The organism is Curtobacterium sp. MCPF17_011 (assembly GCF_003234145.1).
Classification (GTDB): Bacteria; Actinomycetota; Actinomycetes; order Actinomycetales; family Microbacteriaceae; genus Curtobacterium.
In genome coordinates this window covers 56,180-73,874 of record NZ_QKSK01000009.1, presented here as the reverse complement: position 1 = coordinate 73,874, position 17,695 = coordinate 56,180, and the positions used below count along the sequence as shown (strand labels likewise).

Genomic DNA, 17,695 nt, shown 5'->3' with positions numbered 1-17,695 from the left:
CCGGGGGGTCTCCGCGTCAGGTGCCGCGGTGGGGAGCCTGCCTCAGGCTCCCCGCCGGCCGGTGACGGCGCGGAGACGCGCCACGATCCGTGGGTTGCGTGCGCCGAGGGAGAGCGCCGTGAGGCGGCGGAACGACACCGTGGAACGGTGCACCAGCAAGCCCGTGGCCTCCGCGATGTCGGTCACCGCCTGCCAGCGCGCGCGCAGGGCGGAAGGGTCGATCTCGGTCTCGGCGACCACCTCGACGAGACGCACCAGGTCCGCGGCACCGGTCCAGGCGGTGCTGCGGTTCTCGTAGCGGCGCAGCAGCCGGTCGAGGGCCGAGGCACGGTGGTTCTCGACCGCGTGCGCCCACCGGGCGTCCTGGGCCACCGGGTCGACGAGGAGCCACCGTGGCGCGTTCGCGTTCAGCGCTGAGAGCTGAGCGAACGTCGTCAGCGCGCCGAGGGCCACGGCGATGTCGAACACCTGGCGGGGTCGACCGCCGACCGCGATCGCCACGCCGGGGAGTTCCTGACGTGCTCGCCGGATCTGCTTCGACGACACGACCACGGTGACGACCACGTGGTCGGGGGCGGCGGCGAGCACCGCGCGGACGCGTGCGAGCACCTCGTCGGAGAGGTCCAGGGGGACGTGCAGCGCGACGCGGACGACGTCGTCGTCGGGCAGGAACGTGTCGGCGAAGACGTCCACGGCGTCACGGTACCGCGCCAGGAACAGTGCGAGGGCGCCGGCGTAGAACGGGTACCGCTCGAGCAGGATCCGCTCGTGTTCGAGTCGGAGCGACGGTCCTCGGTCGCCGCTGAAGCTCGTCGACCCGGCGTGCAGGACGAGTGCCCGGTTGGCGAGCACCGCGGTGAAGCCGTGCTCGTTGATGCGGAGACAGAAGTCGTTCTCCTCGCCGTAGCCGGGGGAGAACACCTCGTCGAAGAGCCCGAACCGGTCGACCATCTCCCGACGGATGAGGAAGCAGAACCCCATCGCCACGGGGGCGACGGTGAAGCGGGGCAGGAGGTACTTCGTCCGGCCGTGGAGCTCGCGGGTCCGCCGTGGAGCGATCGTCGACCGGGGGTTGCGGCGCGCGAACGGGTAGGACGCGATCGTCGCGTTGTCGCTTCGCGCGCAGACGACGCCGATCGTGTCATCCGAGCCGAGGACGGCGGTCATCTCGTCGAGGAAGCCGGGCATCGGCACCGTGTCACTGTTGAGGAGCAACACGTCGTTGCCGGTCTGGTCGAGTTCCAGGACGGCACGGTTGCAGTTCCCGACGAAGCCCAGGTTCGCTTCGTTCCGGACGTACTCGAAGCCCGGGTGCTCGCCGACGAGCTCCAGCAGGCGTCGCTCGACGGCGTCGACGTTCGGTCCGACGTCGTTCGCGAGCAGCACACGGTCGCGCTCGAAGTCGACCGTGTCGAGCAGGGCCTCGATGCAGCGTTCGAGGCCGGGCAGGTCGTCGTAGACCGGGACGACGATCGTCACCGGTCGGCGGTGCTCGCTCATCGGCCGGTCACCCTGCGCACCACCGCGGCCGGTCGGGACAGCAGTCGACCGACGGCGCCGGAGCGGCTCCGGAGGCGGGAGGCCAGCAGGCCAGCGGCAGCACGGGCGCTCGTCGCGCCGAGGGACGAGTACGCAGCGGGCAACTCGAACCAGTAGCGGGCCACCTGGGGGAGCCGGTAGCCCTCCGTGCCCACCAGGGCGGTGAGCCGGGCGATCGCGGCGGCGTTGTCGTGTCCGGAGCCCGTGACGGCGGCGAGCCGGTCCGGGGCAGCCGCACCGTGCCTCCTGGCCGTGGCGGGGTCCGACGCGTAGTCGGCCAGTGCCGCGGCCAGCCCGGCGGTGTCGTCAGCATCGAACAGGGCGCCGGTGACGCCGGGGTCGACGAGCTCGGCGCTCCCGCCCTCCCGTGTCGCGATCACGGGCTTGCCGAGGGCCATGTACTCGGCCGTGGTCCGACCGAAGGCCTCGATCGTCGACGCCGTCACGCACACGTCAGCTGCGTCGATGTAGGGGGCCGGCGCGTTCTGCTCGCCGGTGAAGACGACGTGGTCGGCGACGCCGAGTTCGCGCGCGCGTGCCGTCAATCGCTGGTCCTCGCCGGGCTGCTTCCAACTGCCGACGAAGCAGACGCTCGCGGTGATGTCGCGGTCACGGAGCAGGCCGAGCGCCTCGATCACCCGGTGCTGGCCCTTCGATGGCTCCACGCGGCCGACGACGACGATGCGGAGGCCCGGGTCGGCCTGGGGGAACGGCTGCACGGACGGCTCGGCAGCGCGCGTGGCGTCGAGCCGGGCGACGTCGACCGACGGGTACGCGATCGAGATCTCCTCTGCGGGCATGTAGCGGGCCAGGTGGTCACGCATGGCGCCGGAGTTCGTCACGACCGCGCCGGCGAGCAGGCCGATGTCGCCGAGGGTCGCGGCCCGTCCGGTCTGGAAGTGCAGACCGTGGTCGAGGTCGCCGTACTCGCGGACGAACCAGGCCTGGGGGATCCCGAGCACGGCGGCGGCGAAGGAGGCCCACGGCGCGACCAGGGTGTTGGTGACGACCAGGTCCGGTCGCTGACGCTCGTAGTGGCGGATGATCGCGCTCACCGCCGCGTAGTCGACGGTCGCGAACGCGGCACGTTCGGCCGCGGGGGCCGGTTGCGGGCTCGGCACGGCCCACCCGCGGTACCGGAAGGCGTCGTACTGCCAGCCGCGTTCGTCGAGCGCCTCGATGAACTTGCCGCGGGGTGCCTTCGTGACGAAGTGCGGGGTGAAGTCGGGGTCGGTCGCCGCCCAGTCCTCGACGAAACGGAGGAGGGACCGCTCTGCGCCGCCGAGGTTCACCGGCGCGGTGGAGTGGTTGGCGAAGCTGACGAGCACCTGTCGACACTACTGGATTCACCGACAGTTCTTCAGGAATCCATCAGATCGCCGTTCCGCCGGCATTGCGATCCGTGCCTGATCGGGGCTGTCTGCGGCACTGTGCGAGAATGTCTCGTCCCCGAACCTGCACCAGGAGCGCTCCGTTGCGCCCCGGAGGAGTCAGCAACCGAAGCATGACGTACTTCAACGACCTGATGGCGTCGCGCGAACTGCTGGCCAACCTCACCGCACGCGAGGTCAAGGGCAAGTACCGGCGCACCGTCTTCGGGCAGCTGTGGTCATTGATCAACCCGCTCGCGACGATGCTGATCTACACGATCGTGTACTCGTTCATCTTCCGGGCACGGCTCGAGGTCGGGGACCCGAGCGGTCTGCAGATCTACCCGCTCTGGCTCATGTGCGGACTGCTCCCGTGGATCTTCGCCCGCAACGTGATCAACGCCGGGATGACGTCGATCGTCGCGAACGGCTCGCTCATCAAGAAGGTCTACTTCCCGCGGATGACGCTGCCGCTCGCAGCCGTCGGTTCATTCGGGTTCACGTGGCTCGTCGAGATGGGCGTCCTGCTCATCGCACTGGCGGTCTTCGGATCGAAGTGGTTCGTGTTCCTGCCCGTCATCGCCCTGACCATGGTCTTCCTCGCCATGTTCTCCGCCGGGATCGGACTCATCCTCTCGATCGTCAACGTCCACTTCCGCGACATGCAGCACCTGGTGGGCATCGGCCTGCAGATGTGGATGTACCTGTCGCCGATCATCTACCCCCTGTCGCTCGTCCAGAACGCTGCGGACAAGGCCGGGCACCCGTGGATCATCACGGTCTACAAGCTCAACCCGATCGAGCGGTTCTCCGAGGTCTTCCGCAACCTCATGTACGACAACCGACTGCCGGAATGGGGCGACCTGGTCGCGTGCGCACTCGCCGGGTGCGTCTCGCTCGCGATCGGCTACGTCGTCTTCTCCCGCAACGAGAAGAAGTTGGCCGAACTCCTGTGAACGATGCTGCTGTCACCGTCGAGAACGTCTCCAAGCGCTTCCGGATGTACCACGAGCGGAACGACTCGCTGAAGAGCATGGTCATGCGTGGCAAGAAGTCCGTGCACGAGGACTTCTGGGCACTCAAGGACGTCTCGTTCGAAGTGCCGCAGGGCACGACCTTCGGCCTCATCGGCAAGAACGGGTCCGGCAAGTCGACCCTGCTGAAGTGCCTGGCGAAGATCCTGTGGCCGGAGGAGGGCTCGATCACCGCCCGCGGCAAGCAGGCGTCGCTGCTCGAGGTCGGCTCCGGCTTCCACCCGGAGCTCTCCGGCCGGGAGAACGTCTTCCTCAACGGTTCGATCCTCGGGATGAGCCGGAAGGAAGTGACGCGGAAGTTCGACGAGATCGTGTCGTTCTCGGGCGTCGGCCACTTCATCGACCAGCCGGTGAAGAACTACTCCTCGGGCATGTACGTCCGACTCGGGTTCTCCGTCGCCGTCGCCGTCACGCCGGACGTCCTGGTCGTCGACGAGGTCCTGGCGGTCGGGGACGCGACGTTCCAGAAGCGGTGCCGCACGAAGTTCAAGGAGATGAAGGCAGAGGGCCGCACGGTCATCCTCGTCTCCCACTCGATGGCGACCGTGAAGGACATGTGCGACGAGGTCGCCTGGCTGAACGAGGGCGAGCTCCAGCAGATCGGCAAGACGGAGGACGTCGTGGCCGCTTACAACGAAACTGTCTGACCCGATCCACGAGATCGGCGGCGTGCCACCACGCCCGACCAATGGAGGTACCTCGATGTCCGCAGGGCAGAGCGAGAATCATGAGTTCCTGATCAGCGCGGTCGTCGCGGTGTACAACGTCGAGCGGTACCTGCCGGCGTTCCTCCGTTCTCTCGAGACCCAGACGTTCGGCGTCGAGAACGTCCAGCTGATCCTGGTCGACGACGGCTCGACCGACAACGGCCTCGCGGTGCTGCATGAGTGGGCCGCCAGCCGTCCTGGCCACGTCGAGGTACTCACGCAGCCGAACGCCTGGGTCGCCGAGGCCCGGAACACTGGTCTGGAGCGGGTCCGCGGCGAATGGGTGACGTTCACCGATCCGGACGACGTCCTGGAGCCGGACTACTTCAGCGAGGTCGCGAAGTTCATCGGCCTCTACGGCGATGCTCAGCGGGAGGACCCCGTGAACCTGCTCGCTGCTCACCAGATGCGGTTGATGGAGGATGGTGAGATCCGGGACAACCATCCCCAGCGGCGCAAGTTCGGCCTCGGGTCTCGGATCGTCAACCTCCACGCCGATCCGATCATCCAGCTCAGCGTGAACAGCTCGTTCATGCGGACGGAGTTCGTCCGCGAACACGGCCTTCGGTTCGACGACCGGGTGCGCCCGAACTTCGAGGACGGTCACTTCATCGCGAAGTACATGTTGGCCACCAAGAGCAACCACATGGGACTCATGGCGTCCGCGAAGTACCTCTACCGAGTGAGGGGCGACGGGACGTCCCTCATCGAGAAGAGCTTCCGTCTGCGCGAGAAGTACACGAACGTCCTCGAGTACGGCTACCTGGACGCGCTCGAAACAGCTCAAGCACAGCTCGGTTCCATCCCACGGTGGCTGCAGAACACCGTGCTGTACGACTTGTTCTGGTACTACAAGGAACAACTCGCCGTGCAATCGCTCTCGGCGAGCGCGCCAGTGGAAGTGCTCCCGCGGTTCCATGAACTCGCACAGCGCATCCGCTCCCTGCTCGATGACGACGCCATCCGCAGTTTCGACCTCATGTGGGTCGACTTCCCCGTCCGCGAGGCGTTCCGCCGAGGCTACGAGCCCGCTCCGATCCGACACGACTACGTCCGCTTGTCCGGGGTCGACGAAGGTCGACAGCTGGTCAAGATCTCGTACTGGTTCTCCGGGAATCTGCCGACGGAACACTTCGAAGTGGACGGAGTCGAGGCAAGTGCGCAGCATGAGACTGTGCGCGACTACGAGTTCTACGGTCGTGTGCTCATCCGGGAGCGTCACATCTGGCTCGCTCGGGGACTCCGGACCAAGATCATCCTCGACGGAGTCATGATGCGCGTCGCGCGCGGCGACGACCTCGGGCATCCCGAGGGGTTGTCGAATCGCCAGATCAACCCGCTCATCATGCGCCAGCGGAGGCATGTGAGCGCGCGGTACGCTCCTGACGAAGACGGGCTCCTCGCTCATGCGAAGGGTCGAGCCCGCGCCAGCCTGCGTCGTGCCCGGGTCGCCGTCGGCAAGACGAACCTGTACGACGAGGCGCTCGAGTTCGCCCTTCGGAGCCGATCGACTCGGAGGAAGTACCTCCACGCCTGGGCGTTCATGGACCGCGACACGGACGCGAACGACAACGCGGAGCACCTGTACCGATGGGTGCGTGAGAACCGGCCGGAGATCAACGCGTGGTTCGTCCTCAAGAGGGACTCGAACGACTGGGACCGCCTGGAACGGGAGGGGTTCCGGCTCGTCGCGCACGGCACGTGGGAGTGGAAGCTCCTGATGTTGCACGCCGATCACCTGGCGTCGTCTCATGCCGACGTCTACGTGACGCAGCCGCTTCCGCAGCGCCGGTACGGACGTTCACGCTTCAAGTACACCTTCCTGCAGCACGGCGTCATCCACAACGACCTCTCTCGGTGGCTGAGCTGGAAGCAGATCGACGTACTCGTCACGACGACCCCGGCGGAGTACCGGGCGATCGCCGGACCGGGGCCTTACTCGTTCTCATCCCACGAGGTCGCACTGACCGGACTCCCTCGGCACGACAGCTTGCTCGCGAAACGGCGGGCGGTGGGGGCGGCGGACCGGGACATCATCCTGGTGATGCCGACTTGGCGGCAGAACCTGCTCGGGGAACGCGTGGAAGGCTCGAACGAGCGGAAGAAGCTCGCGAATTTCCGGAACAGTGAGTACGCAGAGCAGTACCGGGCGCTCCTCGGATCTCCTCGGCTCGAGGCACTCGCCCGCGAGTCCGGGAAGACCCTCGCGTTCATGCCGCACCCCAACATGCGCGTGTACCTCGCCGAGTTCGATCTGCCCGATCATGTCCGTCTCCTCGACTTCTCCAAGGACGGGGTGCAGGACGTCCTGGCCCGGACGGCGGCGTTCGTCACGGATTACTCGTCACTCGCTTTCGACGCCGCTTTCCTGGACATCCCACTCGCGTACTTCCAGTTCGACAAGGAGGCGTTCTTCGACGGGCAGCACGTCGGACGCCCGGGGTACTTCGATTACGACGCTCACGGCTTCGGACCTGTCGTCCGAGGCGTGGACGATGTCATCGATGCCCTCACCCACCTCAGCAACGAGGCGTACGAGTCGCCCGTCGAGTACCGCCAGCGCACGGCTGAGACGTTCACGACACGTGACGGGCGCTCCAGCGAGCGCGTCGTCGACGCGATGCGTGCGCTCGGCGACTGAAACGTCGAGTCATCGGACGGGTGCTCGCCTGACCCGCCCGTCGATCGCAGTCGGCGAGCGGGACGGACGCCATCCTCAGGCCGCTCGTCGTGAGCGCCGTCGTGTGGCGCCGGCCAGGGCACCGAGGTCTCCTTCGAGTCGACGCCGTAGGGCCCGGCCCACCGGTCGCTCGACGTAGCGGCTCACGACGTATGCCACTCCGCAGAGGAGAACGGTGGTGACCCCCGTGGCTGCCCACCTTCCCTCGACTGGCTCCATCGCGTGGATCATCAGGACCCCGATGTTCTGGTGCAGGAGGTAGAGCGGGTACGTCAGCGCGCCGAGCGTGGTGAGCCAGCGCCCGCTGACGCGACTCAGCGGAGTGAGTGTGACCAGAACCACCACGCCCACGCAAGCCAACCCCATGACGGTCTCGGCCGTCGAGGACATCGATGAGTCGGTGTTCCGCGCGATGCTGGCGCCGATGTTCGGTGTCGAGGCCGCGACCGCGAAGGCGGTGTCGAACGCGAGCACCAGCCACGCGATCGAGTTCGACCCGTACCTGTAGATGCAGAAGACGGCCATCCCGGCTGCGAACAACGGTGCGTGTGGTGCGATCAACGTCGTGGCGAGGAGATCTGAACCGGTGAGCTGCGCAAGGGCGGCAACGACCGGCCAAGCGAGAGCGAACGCGAGGAGGACCGAGGGGGCGGGCTTGAAGAGCAGGAGTACGCCGACGATGACGTAGAAGTGCAGCTCGATCCACAGGGTCCAGTACACGGGATCGACGTCCCCGACGCCGAAAGCCGGGTGCAGCATCGTCAGGTTGACGAGGACTTGCCGCAGGTCGACCGGGTGCCCGGGCGCCGCAACAGCCACGACGACGGCCGTCGAGAGCACGCCGAGCCAGTAAGCGGGGTAGAGCCGACTGATCCGGGAAGCGACGAATGCACCAGCGCTTCGTCCGAGTCCACTCATCAGGATCACGAACCCACTGATCACGAAGAAGAGGTCGACTCCGAAGGCTCCGTACTTGGCGAAGCGGAAGACCTCCGGGCCGACGCTGCTGACGGGCGCACCGAGGCCCGGTTCAGGGAAGGCCAGGTAGTGGTAGGCGACCACCGCGAGAGCCGCGGCGAAGCGGAGCCCGTCCAACAGGGAGAACCGCTCCACTCGAGACGGAGTGGCGGCTTGGAGTTCGACCATCGACGAGTTGCGCCTTTGCTGCAGAGTTCGGACGAGTGCGCGGTGCTCGGCAGACCCAAGACCCAGCACATCCTAAGGTTGGGCGGGGTTCCACGCGAGTCATCGAGGAGTGGTGTGAACAAGAAGCTGTCGGTCGTCGTCCCCAGTCGTGACGCCGCGCCCTGGGTGGGCGAACTGCTCGAGAGCGTGCTCGCGCAAGGCATCGTCGATTGCGAGGTCCTCGTCGTTGACAACGGTTCAACTGACGGCACAGCGGAGCTGGTGACGCAGTTCGCCGCCGCCGACAGCCGCGTCCGCCTCGTGCAGTCTGATGCCACCTCTGCCGGAGCTGCGCGGAACGAAGGGATCGCTGCTGCGTCGGGCGAGTACCTGGTGTTCGCCGACTCGGACGACATCGTTCCCGATGGTGCGTACCAGGTGATGCTCGATGCGCTGGACGCGAGTGGCTCGGACATGGTGATCGGGGACCACCTGAAGTTCTCGCCAACGGCGACGTGGAGCCCGACGGCACGGTGGCAAGCGTTCGACGGCCTGCGTACTGCTGTGTTGCCTGACGACGCAACCGCGCTCCTCACCGGCCGGGCTTGCTGGAACCGCATGATCCGGCGAACGTTCTGGGACCGAGTCGGGCTGTGCTTCCCCGAGATCGCAAGCGTGGACGACATCGAACCGATGACGCGGGCATTCGTGAACGCGAGTCGTGTAGACGTCGTGCCCGATCAGGTGTACTTGTACCGGGATCGAAGCGACGGTTCGTCCATCTCCCAGAACGCGGACGCTCACGCGACGGTTCTCTACCTGGAGCAGGAACTCGCCTGTGCGCGACTCGTGGAGAATCGACCGGCGGTCAGGCAGCAACACGCCGAGATGGTGTTCGACGCGGACGGCTGGGCACATCTCGCCCGCTTCGTCGCATCTGGCCCGTCTGACGTCGACATCGCGGCGGTGGACGCCGCTTTGACGGGACTCGTCCAGGCCCTGCCGGGCACCGCCCTGGCGAAGGCAGCTCCCGCCCGGCGGCTGCTGTGGGATCTCGTCCTCTCCGGACAATGGAGCGCGGCCAGTGAGTTCGTCATCGCGGTCCAGTCCGGGGACGGACTCCGTCGCCTTGATGCCTGGCGCAGCGCGCTGTTGACGCTCCGGAACGATGCATCCCCACACACGACGCTCGGCTCGTTGGTGGAACAGGGCCTGATGTCGACTCTCGTGAACGATGCCGACGCAGTACCGCGAAATTGGCTCGAACAAGCCGTGCAAGAGCTTCGGACACTACCGTCCGCCCGCACGGAACCAGGTCTCCTATCGGCCATGGCGGACGCAGTCGCCCGAGGAGACGTCGAGACCGTCGCAGCGGTGTCAGGTCTCCGACACTTCGTGCCACTCACCGTGCGGTACGCCACGCCCACCGAGACCGGGTTGGAAGTGGGCGGCGACCTACCGGCTGATCGAGCGGTCCCACAATTCTCACTCGTGCTCCAAGCCGGTCCGGAGGAACTCTCCGTACCCGTCATGACGACATCCGGTTCGTGGCGTGCGACGATCGAGGCCGGGCGGCTGGGAAGCGGCCGCTGGACCGTCGGCGTCGGGGCCGCCGGAATCGAGGTCGAGTTCCCGGTCGTGACCGGACGCATGCCGCTTCCGCCGATCGGGGAGGCATTCCCGATACAACCGCTCGCCGACCGGAAGAACGGCTGGCGATTCCTCGTGGATCGACGCATTCCTCGTCGCCGAGGTCTCGCATCTTTACTCGCACGGGCGGGTCGCAAACTCAGGTGACGTGGCGCACTGGTCAGCTGCGTGTCCCACAATGGTCACGTGCGGCGTTTCCTGACTTTCGGCTCCGCCTTCGTCGTCCTCGTGACATTGCTCCTGGCCGGTGACGTTCTTCCGGTGTTCGACCCGCCGCAAGCCGAACCGCGGGCCGCGGACCGGGCCCGGGCTGAGCCGCTGCGAGTCGCCGTCGTGGGCGATTCACTCAGCGCTGGGCGATCGCTGTTCCTCGGGAACGGACTGGACGACGAGTCTTGGATGACGTACGCCGAAGGCGACGGGATCGAGTTCGTCGGCGGATGGGCTCGCTCGGGTGCTCTTCCCGGCCAGATGGCGTCGGCAGTGCAACCCATCGCCGGTGTCGACGTCCTCGTGATCCTGGCGGGAACGAACGCCGTGCGGACAGGGAAGACGATGGCCGAGGAAGCGACCTACTACGACCAGATTGCATCGACGATCCGGCCGGGGGCGGTGCTCGTGTCGGCGATCCCGCCGTACCGGACGCATGAGCCCGCCGCTCTCGCTTACAACACCGCCCTCCGGGCCTTCACGGAGGACCACGGTTGGATGTGGGCTGACCCGTGGCGTGGTGCCCGCGATGGTGATGACTGGGTCGAGGGATTCAGTGTGGACGGCATGCACCCCGCGGGCCCCGAACAATACGCTGTCCTCGGGGAGTCCTTCCGCCGGATCATCCTGCAGATCCGGCCGATGTTGTCAGCGCGAGGCTGAAGCAGCAGCGCAGACGTCGTCGAGCAACTCCGCGTACCGCCTTGACCGTGCGAACGGCGCCAGCCGCTGGCTGAACTCCGCAGTTCCCTCGGAACTGACACCGGGCTCACGGAGCAACGCAGCCAGCGACCCCGCCGCATCACCCGTGTCGAACCACCGGATCCACCCCTCGTCCCCGAACTCCGCTCGCAGGTGCGCCTCGTCCGGCAGCACCGCGGGGACGCCGAACGACGCCGCCAGGTGCAGGCTGCCGGAGTTGAGCACGCGCCGGTAGGGGAACACCGCGGTGTCCGCTGCGCGAAACCATCGCTGGACGTCGACGTCGTCGACGTGGTCGTGCTCGCGGACGGCGCGGAGGTCGTCGCCGAGGAGCCGGTCGATCTCGACCCGATCCTCGTCCGACGTCCGGCCGGCGAGCAGCAGCACGGGGCGCTTGTCGGCGGGCAGGCGTCGGACGGCGTCGACGAGCACGTCGAGGCCCTTGTAGGGGCGCATCTGCCCGAACGCCAGGACGGCGTGGTCGTCGGGCTCGAGGCCGAATGACGCGCGAGCGTCGTCCCGCGTCATCGAACTCGGGTAGACGCCCTGGTAGCTCGGGTGCGGGATGTGCACGACTCGAGCCGGGTCGAGCGAGTAGTGCGGTGCCACCGCCGCAGCGGTCGCGACGTTCATCACGTGCACGGCGTCGGCGACCTCGGCCAGGTACCGATCCAGCTCGACTTCGAGGTCGAGGTGCCGGGCGTCGTGGGGCAGGATGTTGTGCACGGTCCAGACGAGCCGGGTGCCACGTTCGCGCGCCGCGTCGACTGCGGAGCGGAAGCGGTCGAGCCGGACCCGTGCTGCGTCGAGGTCGTCGTCGGCACGCTGCGCGATCGGCGCGGTCCAGTGCATGTGGAAGACGTCGCCGGCGCCGAGTCGGCCGAGGTGCTGCTCGAGCACCTCGAGCCGGAGGCTCTCGCGGACGTGCCACCTCCGCGCGCGTGGCGCGAGCAGCATGAGGTTCAGGTAGGGGTTGTCGCGGTAGGCGGGGAACACCGCGAGCTGGCGATCGGACACCGCCCGATCCTACGGGCGACGGTCAGTCGAGCGTGGCGACGATGTGTTCGGCTTCGTGCAGGACCGAGCAGAACGCCAGTCCGTCGAGGCCGAGTGCATCGCGCTTGCTGATGACCGCACCGCAGACGACGCACTGGGTCGTGGAGTTCGACCGGATCACATCGGAGAGGAGCGACATGCTTCGATGATGCGCGCCCGAGGTGAACGGGAGACATCAGAGTCCTCGGAACGCGGTGAACGTCTGACAAGCCCGCGTTCAGGGGACGGGTGCCAGTGCCGTGACGACCGCCTCCGCGCTGGGCTCCGCCACGACGACCGCGAAGTCCCCGTCCGCCACACGCTCTCCCGCGGCGAGCCACACGGCGTTGCGAGCCCCCGGCTGCGGTACCCAGGACGAATCGCTCCCGGCGACGAGCACGGTCACGTCGTCGAGCCCACTGGCCCCCCGGTACCAGGACGTCGGCATGTCGACCTGCACGGCATGTCCCGCGCTCTCCAGCGCACCGACGAGCGCGGTCACGTCCGCGGGTCGGGTCCCGTCGTGCTTCAGCGCGACCCGGAAACCCGTGGCGCCCGGCTCGCGGACGACGACCGGCCGCGACGACCGCACCATCACGGCGTGTCCCTTGGGCAGGCCCGGCTCGACTCCGAGGTACTGGAGCCCAACGCCCTCGTACCGGTCGGCCGCATCGGCGTCCGGGTAGCGCCCGCGCCACCGCTCGTCGAACACGCGGCGGTTCTCGATCCGCGCGTCGTCCCGTCCCGGTGTCCGGCTCTCGTGGTGGACGACGACCGAGGCCGGTTCGACGACGAACGCGGCCCCCGGCTCGGCGGTGGCGAGGGCGCGCAGACACAGGTCCACGTCCTCCAGCCCGTTCGCGTAGACGGGGTCGAAGCCGTGCCAGCGGATCAGGTCGTCGGCCCGGAAGGCCGCGGCCGCCGCGGTGATCGCCGTGAACCGCCGGGAGGCCGGGGTCCGGAACGCACGGTCCGCGTCGTACCGCGGGTGGTCGGCGAGGAAGTGCCACGGCAGGACCTTGTCGCCGCCGAAGACGGTGCCGGCGGCCTGGACGACACCGTCCGGGTAGACGAGGAGCGGTTGGACACCGAGGACCGTCGGGTCGTCGAGCGCCGTGACGAGGGGTCGGAGCCAGCCGGGTGTCACCTCGGTGTCGTTGTTGAGCATCACGACGGCCGCGCCGGTGGTGCGTGCGAGTCCGAGGTCGCTGCCGAGCGCGAAGTTGCGGTTCCGGTCCTCCCGCTGGAGCACCACCCGCGGGTCGCCGCGGAACCAGGCGTCGAGGACGGCGGAGACCGAGCGCGGTGAGCCGTTGTCGACGACCACCACCTCGACGTCGTCGCCGTCGTGGTCGGCGGCGCCGAGCACGGTGTCGACGGCCCGCCGGGTCATCGTCCAGTCGCGGAAGACCGGCATCACGACCGACACCCGGTCACGCACCCGGTCGGGGGCGGCCGCGGCGAGAGCGTCCCAGTCGATGCGGTGCCGCGCGAGCGCGACCTCCTGCCACGAGGCCGGCTGGCCCGACGAGACACGGCGGGGGTCGCGGACGTTGTCGTAGTCCACCCCGATCACCGGGACGTACTCGGGGACCGCAGCGTGTGCTGCGATGCGGAGCAGCCACTCCCAGTCGATCCACCGGCGCAGGTCCTCGTCGAAGGGGCCGACGGCGTCGGCGACGTCACGACGCACCACGAGGGCGTTGAGGTCGATGAAGTTGCCGGCGAGCAGGTCCTCGCGGGTGCCGTCCTCGCCGCGGAACGTCTCGACCGGGGCGGTGGCGTCATCGGCGTTGTTCGCCCCGGTCATCCGGAGCCCCGTGTGCACACCGGGTGCGTCGCCCTCGAGCAGGGCCGCGAGGGCGGCGCTGAGGTGCTGCGGACGCCAGGTGTTGTCGGCGTCGAGGAAGGCGATGAACGAGCCGGTCGCGGCGGCCAGTCCGGTGTTCCGTGCCGCGGCGGCTCCGCCGTTCTCCCGTTCCAGCAGCCGGATGCGCGCATCGCCGGCGGCACGGGCGCGGACGACGTCGACGGTGTCGTCGCCCGACCCGTCGTCGACGACCAGGAGCTCCCAGGTGGTGTGCTCCTGGGCGAGGACCGAGTCGATCGCTGCGCCGACGACGTCGGCCCGTCGGTACACCGGCAGCACGACGGAGACGAGCGGCTGCTCGGCGTCGCGGCGGGCGTCCCCACGTGGGTAGCGCGCCGACAGGTCGAGCGTCTCGGGCCCGTCCCAGGACGACCGGTAGCGACGGCGCGTCCGGTGCTGGGCGGCGGCGAACTCGCGAGCGCCCTGCATCGCGGCGGCGCGTGCGGCTCCCCAGGTCGGTGCCGGGCCACGACGGCCGGGAGGCACGGGGAGCGCGGTCGCGTCCGTCGCGTTCCGCAGGAACTGACGCAGTGCATCGAGGGTGGACGCCGGGCGGTGCGGCGCCGGCACCGAGGCGGCGTACACGCCGGCGTCGAAGAGCGGTCCGGTCTGGAAGAGCTCCGGTCCCTCCTGGTGCAGCGCGTCGTACCAGGACATCGCGGGTGCCGGCTGGTGCTCGCGCATCCACTCGTGCTCGATGAGCGGGCTGAGCGACAGACCCCGCTGCCCGTCGTTGTGGACGTAGAAGGCGGTCGCTTCCTCGTCGGTCGCGAAGGTCCGTCCCGTCTGCGCCTCGAGGTACTCGCGGTCGAGCACGCCGAACTCGGCGATGCGTCGTGCCCAGCGGTCGAGTCGGTCGGCGACGGTCAGGGGCTTCTCGGGCCCCCGCAGTTGCCGGGCGAACCGCCGTGCGACCCGGCCGATGCCCCCACGGTCGGCCATCAGCGGCGACCCGGCAGACGCGAGGCGACCTTGGCGATCGCCTGTCCGGTGCGGAACGACCGGCTGCCGCGCAGGTCGTCGAGCTCGCGGCGCAGTCGTCCGACCTCGTCGGAGTCGCTGTCCGCGACGACGTCGGCGGCGGTGACGTCGAGGGGCAGCAGGGCCGACCACCGTTCCTCGAGCGCCGCCGACCGGTCTGCGAGCGGAGCGGCGATCCGGGCGTCGAGGCCCGCCCGCGCCGCGGCGAGCTCGCCGGGAGCGACGACCTCGGCGAAACGGTCCACGACGGCCGCGACGGTGTCGGCACCGGACCGGTGTGCCCGCGAGGACCAGGGGACCGCCGGGGGAGCGGACCGGACGACGACGAGGTGCAGCGCGCGACGGTTCGCGGCGACGACCTCGGCCGGCGTCGGGTCCACGAGCACGGCGACGGTGACCAGGTCGTCGGGCGAAGGGTCCGCCGTGGTGACGGTCCACGTGGCGGGAGCCGTCGTGCCGGCGGGGAGCCGTGCCTCCAGGGCGAAATCGTCCCCGAAGACCGCATCGACGTCGCGGGCCAGTGCGCCGGCGTCCGCGACGTGCCGCAGGTCCACTGCGAGGCGCGGCGCCGACCCACTGGGCACGAGTGCGTCGGCGAACCGCTCCGTCGCGGTCATGCCGTGTCGCTGGTACGCAGCGACCGCGTCCGGCAGGAACGGGTACCGCCGTTCCAATTCGCGCTGGTGTGCCGCACGGAGGGCGTTGCGGTTGCCGGAGAAGCTCTTGCCGCCCGCGTGCAGGACGAGGGCCCGGTTCGCGATCTTGGCGAGCCAGCCGTGCTCCGCGATGCGCAGGCAGTAGTCGTTCTCCTCCCCGTAGCCGGGGGCGAATGCCTCGTCGAAGAGCCCGTGCTCCGCGACGAGCTCGCGACGGGTGAGGAAGCAGAACCCCATCGCGACGGGCATCACCTGGGACACCGGCAGCAGCGGGGCGAGGGCACCCCAGACCGCACGCGTCCGGGCTTCGGTCCGGGCCGCGCCACGGTTCGCCAGGCGGTACGGGATGCTCGCGATCGTGGCGTTGTCACTGCGGGCCGTCACCACACCGGTGCGGTCCTCGTCGAGGACCGCGAGCATGGCGTCGAGGAACCCGGCGGTCGGCACCGCGTCGCTGTTGAGCAACAGGACGGCGTCAGCGCCGGTGTCGAGCTCGGTGACGGCACGGTTGCACGTCCCGACGAAGCCCAAGTTCCGGTCGTTGCGCTCGTACCGGAACCCGGGGCGCTCGCCGGTGCGCTCCAGCAGGGCGCGCTCGATGGCGTCCGCGTCCGGGCCGCAGTCGTTCACGAGGAGCACGCGGTGCATTGTGATGTCGAGGTGCTCGAGCAGCCCGTCCACGCAGCGCAGCAGCGACTCGAGGTCGCCGTACACGGGGACGACGACGAGGGTGGTGCGGGTCATCGGTTCTCCTCCTCGGTCTCGAGTGCGGCGCCGAGCGCGTCGACGGCGGCGTCCAGCGGCCCGCCGAGGGCGCCGTCGGCGAGCGGGACGAACCCGGTCGGTCCGTCCGCGGCGACCCGCCGGACGGCGTCGGCCACCGCGAGGCCGAGCGAGCGGGCGTCGGTGGGGACGGCCTGGAGGTTCGGGTGCAGCCCGGCGCGCGTGCCCCGGAACTCGTTGGTCACGACCCGTGCCCCGGAGATCGCGCCGTCGAACGGCGGGTGGCTCGGGTGCGGGCTGTGCTGCAGCGAGAGCACCACCCCGGTGGAGGCGATGAACCGGAAGTAGTCGTCCCACGGCATCGTGCCGTGCGAGACCAGCTTGACGTCACCGGCCCCCCCGTCGAGCTCGACGTCCGAGTGCTGTTCACCGGCGGAGTGGAACTCGACCCGGATGCCGTCCGGAGCCAGCTCCTGCACGGCGATCCGGAGCGCGGCAACGCCGAGGCGGAAGAGGTTGCGGTGCTTGCTCGGTCGCCCGTAGAAGAGGACGCGGACGACCCCGCCGTCCTCGGCGACCGGGCGTCGGGCGGCGGCGACCCGTTCCAGCAGCTCGACGTCCAGGTGCGGCGCGAACGTCGCGGCCGAGGCGATGTCGATGCCCTCGACGTCCGCCAGGTACCGACGCAGGGGCTCCGAGTTCACGAGCATCCGGAAGCCGGCACGGTAGGTCGACGCGGCGACGGCGTAGTCGGTGGACCATGCGCTGAAGCCCGGCTCGTAGTCCTGCACGAGGTACACGACCCGTTCGCGGGCGACGACACCCGCCGTCGCGGCGACGTCGAGCGGGTGCGCCGTCTTCCAGTGCGTGGCCAGCCAGATGTCCTGCGTCCCGAACACCGTGTCGAGCACGTCCTCGCGGCGGACGACGCGCACACCCGGGCGTCCGTCGACCCGGGTGTCGGGGAAGCGGTCGGCGACGAGGGCCTCGGCCGCTGCGACGCTGTTGCCCGGCGTCGTCCAGCGGACCATGACGACCCGGACGCGCCGGCCCAGGCGGTCCCCGAGCGCGATCGCGACGGCGAGGGCGGTCTGCACGCCGGCGAAGGCAGCCCCGTCGCGCAACTCGTCGACGACGAGCACGACCTCGGGCTCGCGGGCGGCGGTGCGGATGCCGGCCAGGGCCAGGCTCGTCTCGACCAGCCCCTCGTACGGGCGAGCCGCGCGGGGAGCGCGGTCGCGCTCGCGGCGGGCGACGCCGACGTCGATCCGCGAGGCGGTGCGTCCGAGCCGTTCCCGGACGTCGTTGCGGTAGTGCCCGTCGCGGGCGTAGCGCTCGTTCACACGGACCAGGTCGGCAACGAGCCGACGGGCCTTCTCGAAGTTCATCGACGCTCACGTTACCGGGACGGTC

13 protein-coding genes are annotated in these 17,695 nt (G+C 69.2%); 5 read left to right on the top strand and 8 right to left on the bottom strand.

Going from position 1 to position 17,695, the window contains the following annotated elements; genetic code table 11:
• Positions 1-42 precede the first annotated feature (42 nt).
• Both DEJ25_RS12380 and DEJ25_RS12375 read right to left on the bottom strand, forming a co-directional pair.
• Positions 43-1,500 (bottom strand): glycosyltransferase family 2 protein, encoded by a 1,458-nt coding sequence (locus DEJ25_RS12380; RefSeq protein WP_111044866.1) that lies wholly within the window; start codon positions 1,498-1,500, stop codon positions 43-45.
• The gene (locus DEJ25_RS12375; RefSeq protein WP_110903106.1) at positions 1,497-2,867 is read right to left on the bottom strand and encodes a glycosyltransferase family 4 protein; all 1,371 of its coding nucleotides are present in this window, start codon (positions 2,865-2,867) and stop codon (positions 1,497-1,499) included. Before DEJ25_RS12375 ends, DEJ25_RS12380 begins: the two co-directional genes overlap by 4 nt.
• Before the next feature lie 176 nt (positions 2,868-3,043).
• Here DEJ25_RS12375 and DEJ25_RS12370 point away from each other — a divergent pair, with 176 nt between their 5' ends.
• Genes DEJ25_RS12370 through DEJ25_RS12360 form a run of 3 tightly spaced genes read left to right on the top strand, consistent with a single transcriptional unit; the run spans position 3,044 to position 7,291 of the window.
• Positions 3,044-3,865 carry an ABC transporter permease gene (locus DEJ25_RS12370; protein ID WP_110903107.1) on the top strand — a complete coding sequence of 274 codons (822 nt, stop codon included), beginning with the start codon at positions 3,044-3,046 and terminating at the stop codon, positions 3,863-3,865.
• On the top strand, positions 3,862-4,590 hold the full coding sequence (locus tag DEJ25_RS12365) for an ABC transporter ATP-binding protein (RefSeq protein ID WP_110903108.1): 729 nt from the start codon (positions 3,862-3,864) through the stop codon (positions 4,588-4,590). The genes DEJ25_RS12370 and DEJ25_RS12365 overlap by 4 nt, the downstream gene beginning before the upstream one ends.
• Before the next feature lie 55 nt (positions 4,591-4,645).
• Entirely contained in the window at positions 4,646-7,291 is a 2,646-nt protein-coding gene (locus DEJ25_RS12360; RefSeq protein WP_110903109.1) for a CDP-glycerol glycerophosphotransferase family protein, read from the top strand.
• A 75-nt stretch (positions 7,292-7,366) separates the two neighbouring features.
• On the opposite strand, the gene DEJ25_RS12355 is transcribed toward DEJ25_RS12360, so the two are convergent.
• On the bottom strand, positions 7,367-8,476 hold the full coding sequence (locus DEJ25_RS12355; RefSeq protein ID WP_111044865.1) for an acyltransferase: 1,110 nt from the start codon (positions 8,474-8,476) through the stop codon (positions 7,367-7,369).
• A 114-nt stretch (positions 8,477-8,590) separates the two neighbouring features.
• On the opposite strand from DEJ25_RS12355, the gene DEJ25_RS12350 reads away from it, so the two are divergent.
• Positions 8,591-10,252, top strand: coding sequence for a glycosyltransferase family 2 protein (locus DEJ25_RS12350; protein WP_181421518.1), 1,662 nt, complete (start codon positions 8,591-8,593; stop codon positions 10,250-10,252).
• A 39-nt stretch (positions 10,253-10,291) separates the two neighbouring features.
• Positions 10,292-10,978, top strand: a complete 687-nt coding sequence (locus tag DEJ25_RS12345) for an SGNH/GDSL hydrolase family protein (RefSeq protein ID WP_181421519.1) — start codon at positions 10,292-10,294, stop codon at positions 10,976-10,978.
• On the opposite strand, the gene DEJ25_RS12340 is transcribed toward DEJ25_RS12345, so the two are convergent.
• From DEJ25_RS12340 to DEJ25_RS12325, 5 genes are all read right to left on the bottom strand, one after another.
• Complete coding sequence (locus DEJ25_RS12340; protein ID WP_111044864.1) at positions 10,964-12,034, bottom strand: glycosyltransferase; 1,071 nt, start codon at positions 12,032-12,034, stop codon at positions 10,964-10,966. The two genes, DEJ25_RS12345 and DEJ25_RS12340, sit on opposite strands and share 15 nt — an antisense overlap.
• 22 nt (positions 12,035-12,056) lie before the next feature.
• Positions 12,057-12,212 carry a hypothetical protein gene (locus DEJ25_RS16755; RefSeq protein ID WP_181421520.1) on the bottom strand — a complete coding sequence of 52 codons (156 nt, stop codon included), beginning with the start codon at positions 12,210-12,212 and terminating at the stop codon, positions 12,057-12,059.
• A gap of 78 nt (positions 12,213-12,290) precedes the next feature.
• Positions 12,291-14,864 (bottom strand): glycosyltransferase family 2 protein, encoded by a 2,574-nt coding sequence (locus DEJ25_RS12335; RefSeq protein ID WP_111044863.1) that lies wholly within the window; start codon positions 14,862-14,864, stop codon positions 12,291-12,293.
• A complete protein-coding gene (locus tag DEJ25_RS12330; protein WP_111044862.1) occupies positions 14,864-16,303 on the bottom strand; it encodes a glycosyltransferase family 2 protein in 1,440 nt (479 codons plus the stop codon). The genes DEJ25_RS12335 and DEJ25_RS12330 overlap by 1 nt, the downstream gene beginning before the upstream one ends.
• Complete coding sequence (locus DEJ25_RS12325; protein WP_110903116.1) at positions 16,300-17,670, bottom strand: hypothetical protein; 1,371 nt, start codon at positions 17,668-17,670, stop codon at positions 16,300-16,302. Before DEJ25_RS12325 ends, DEJ25_RS12330 begins: the two co-directional genes overlap by 4 nt.
• Between the last annotated feature and the right edge of the window lie 25 nt (positions 17,671-17,695).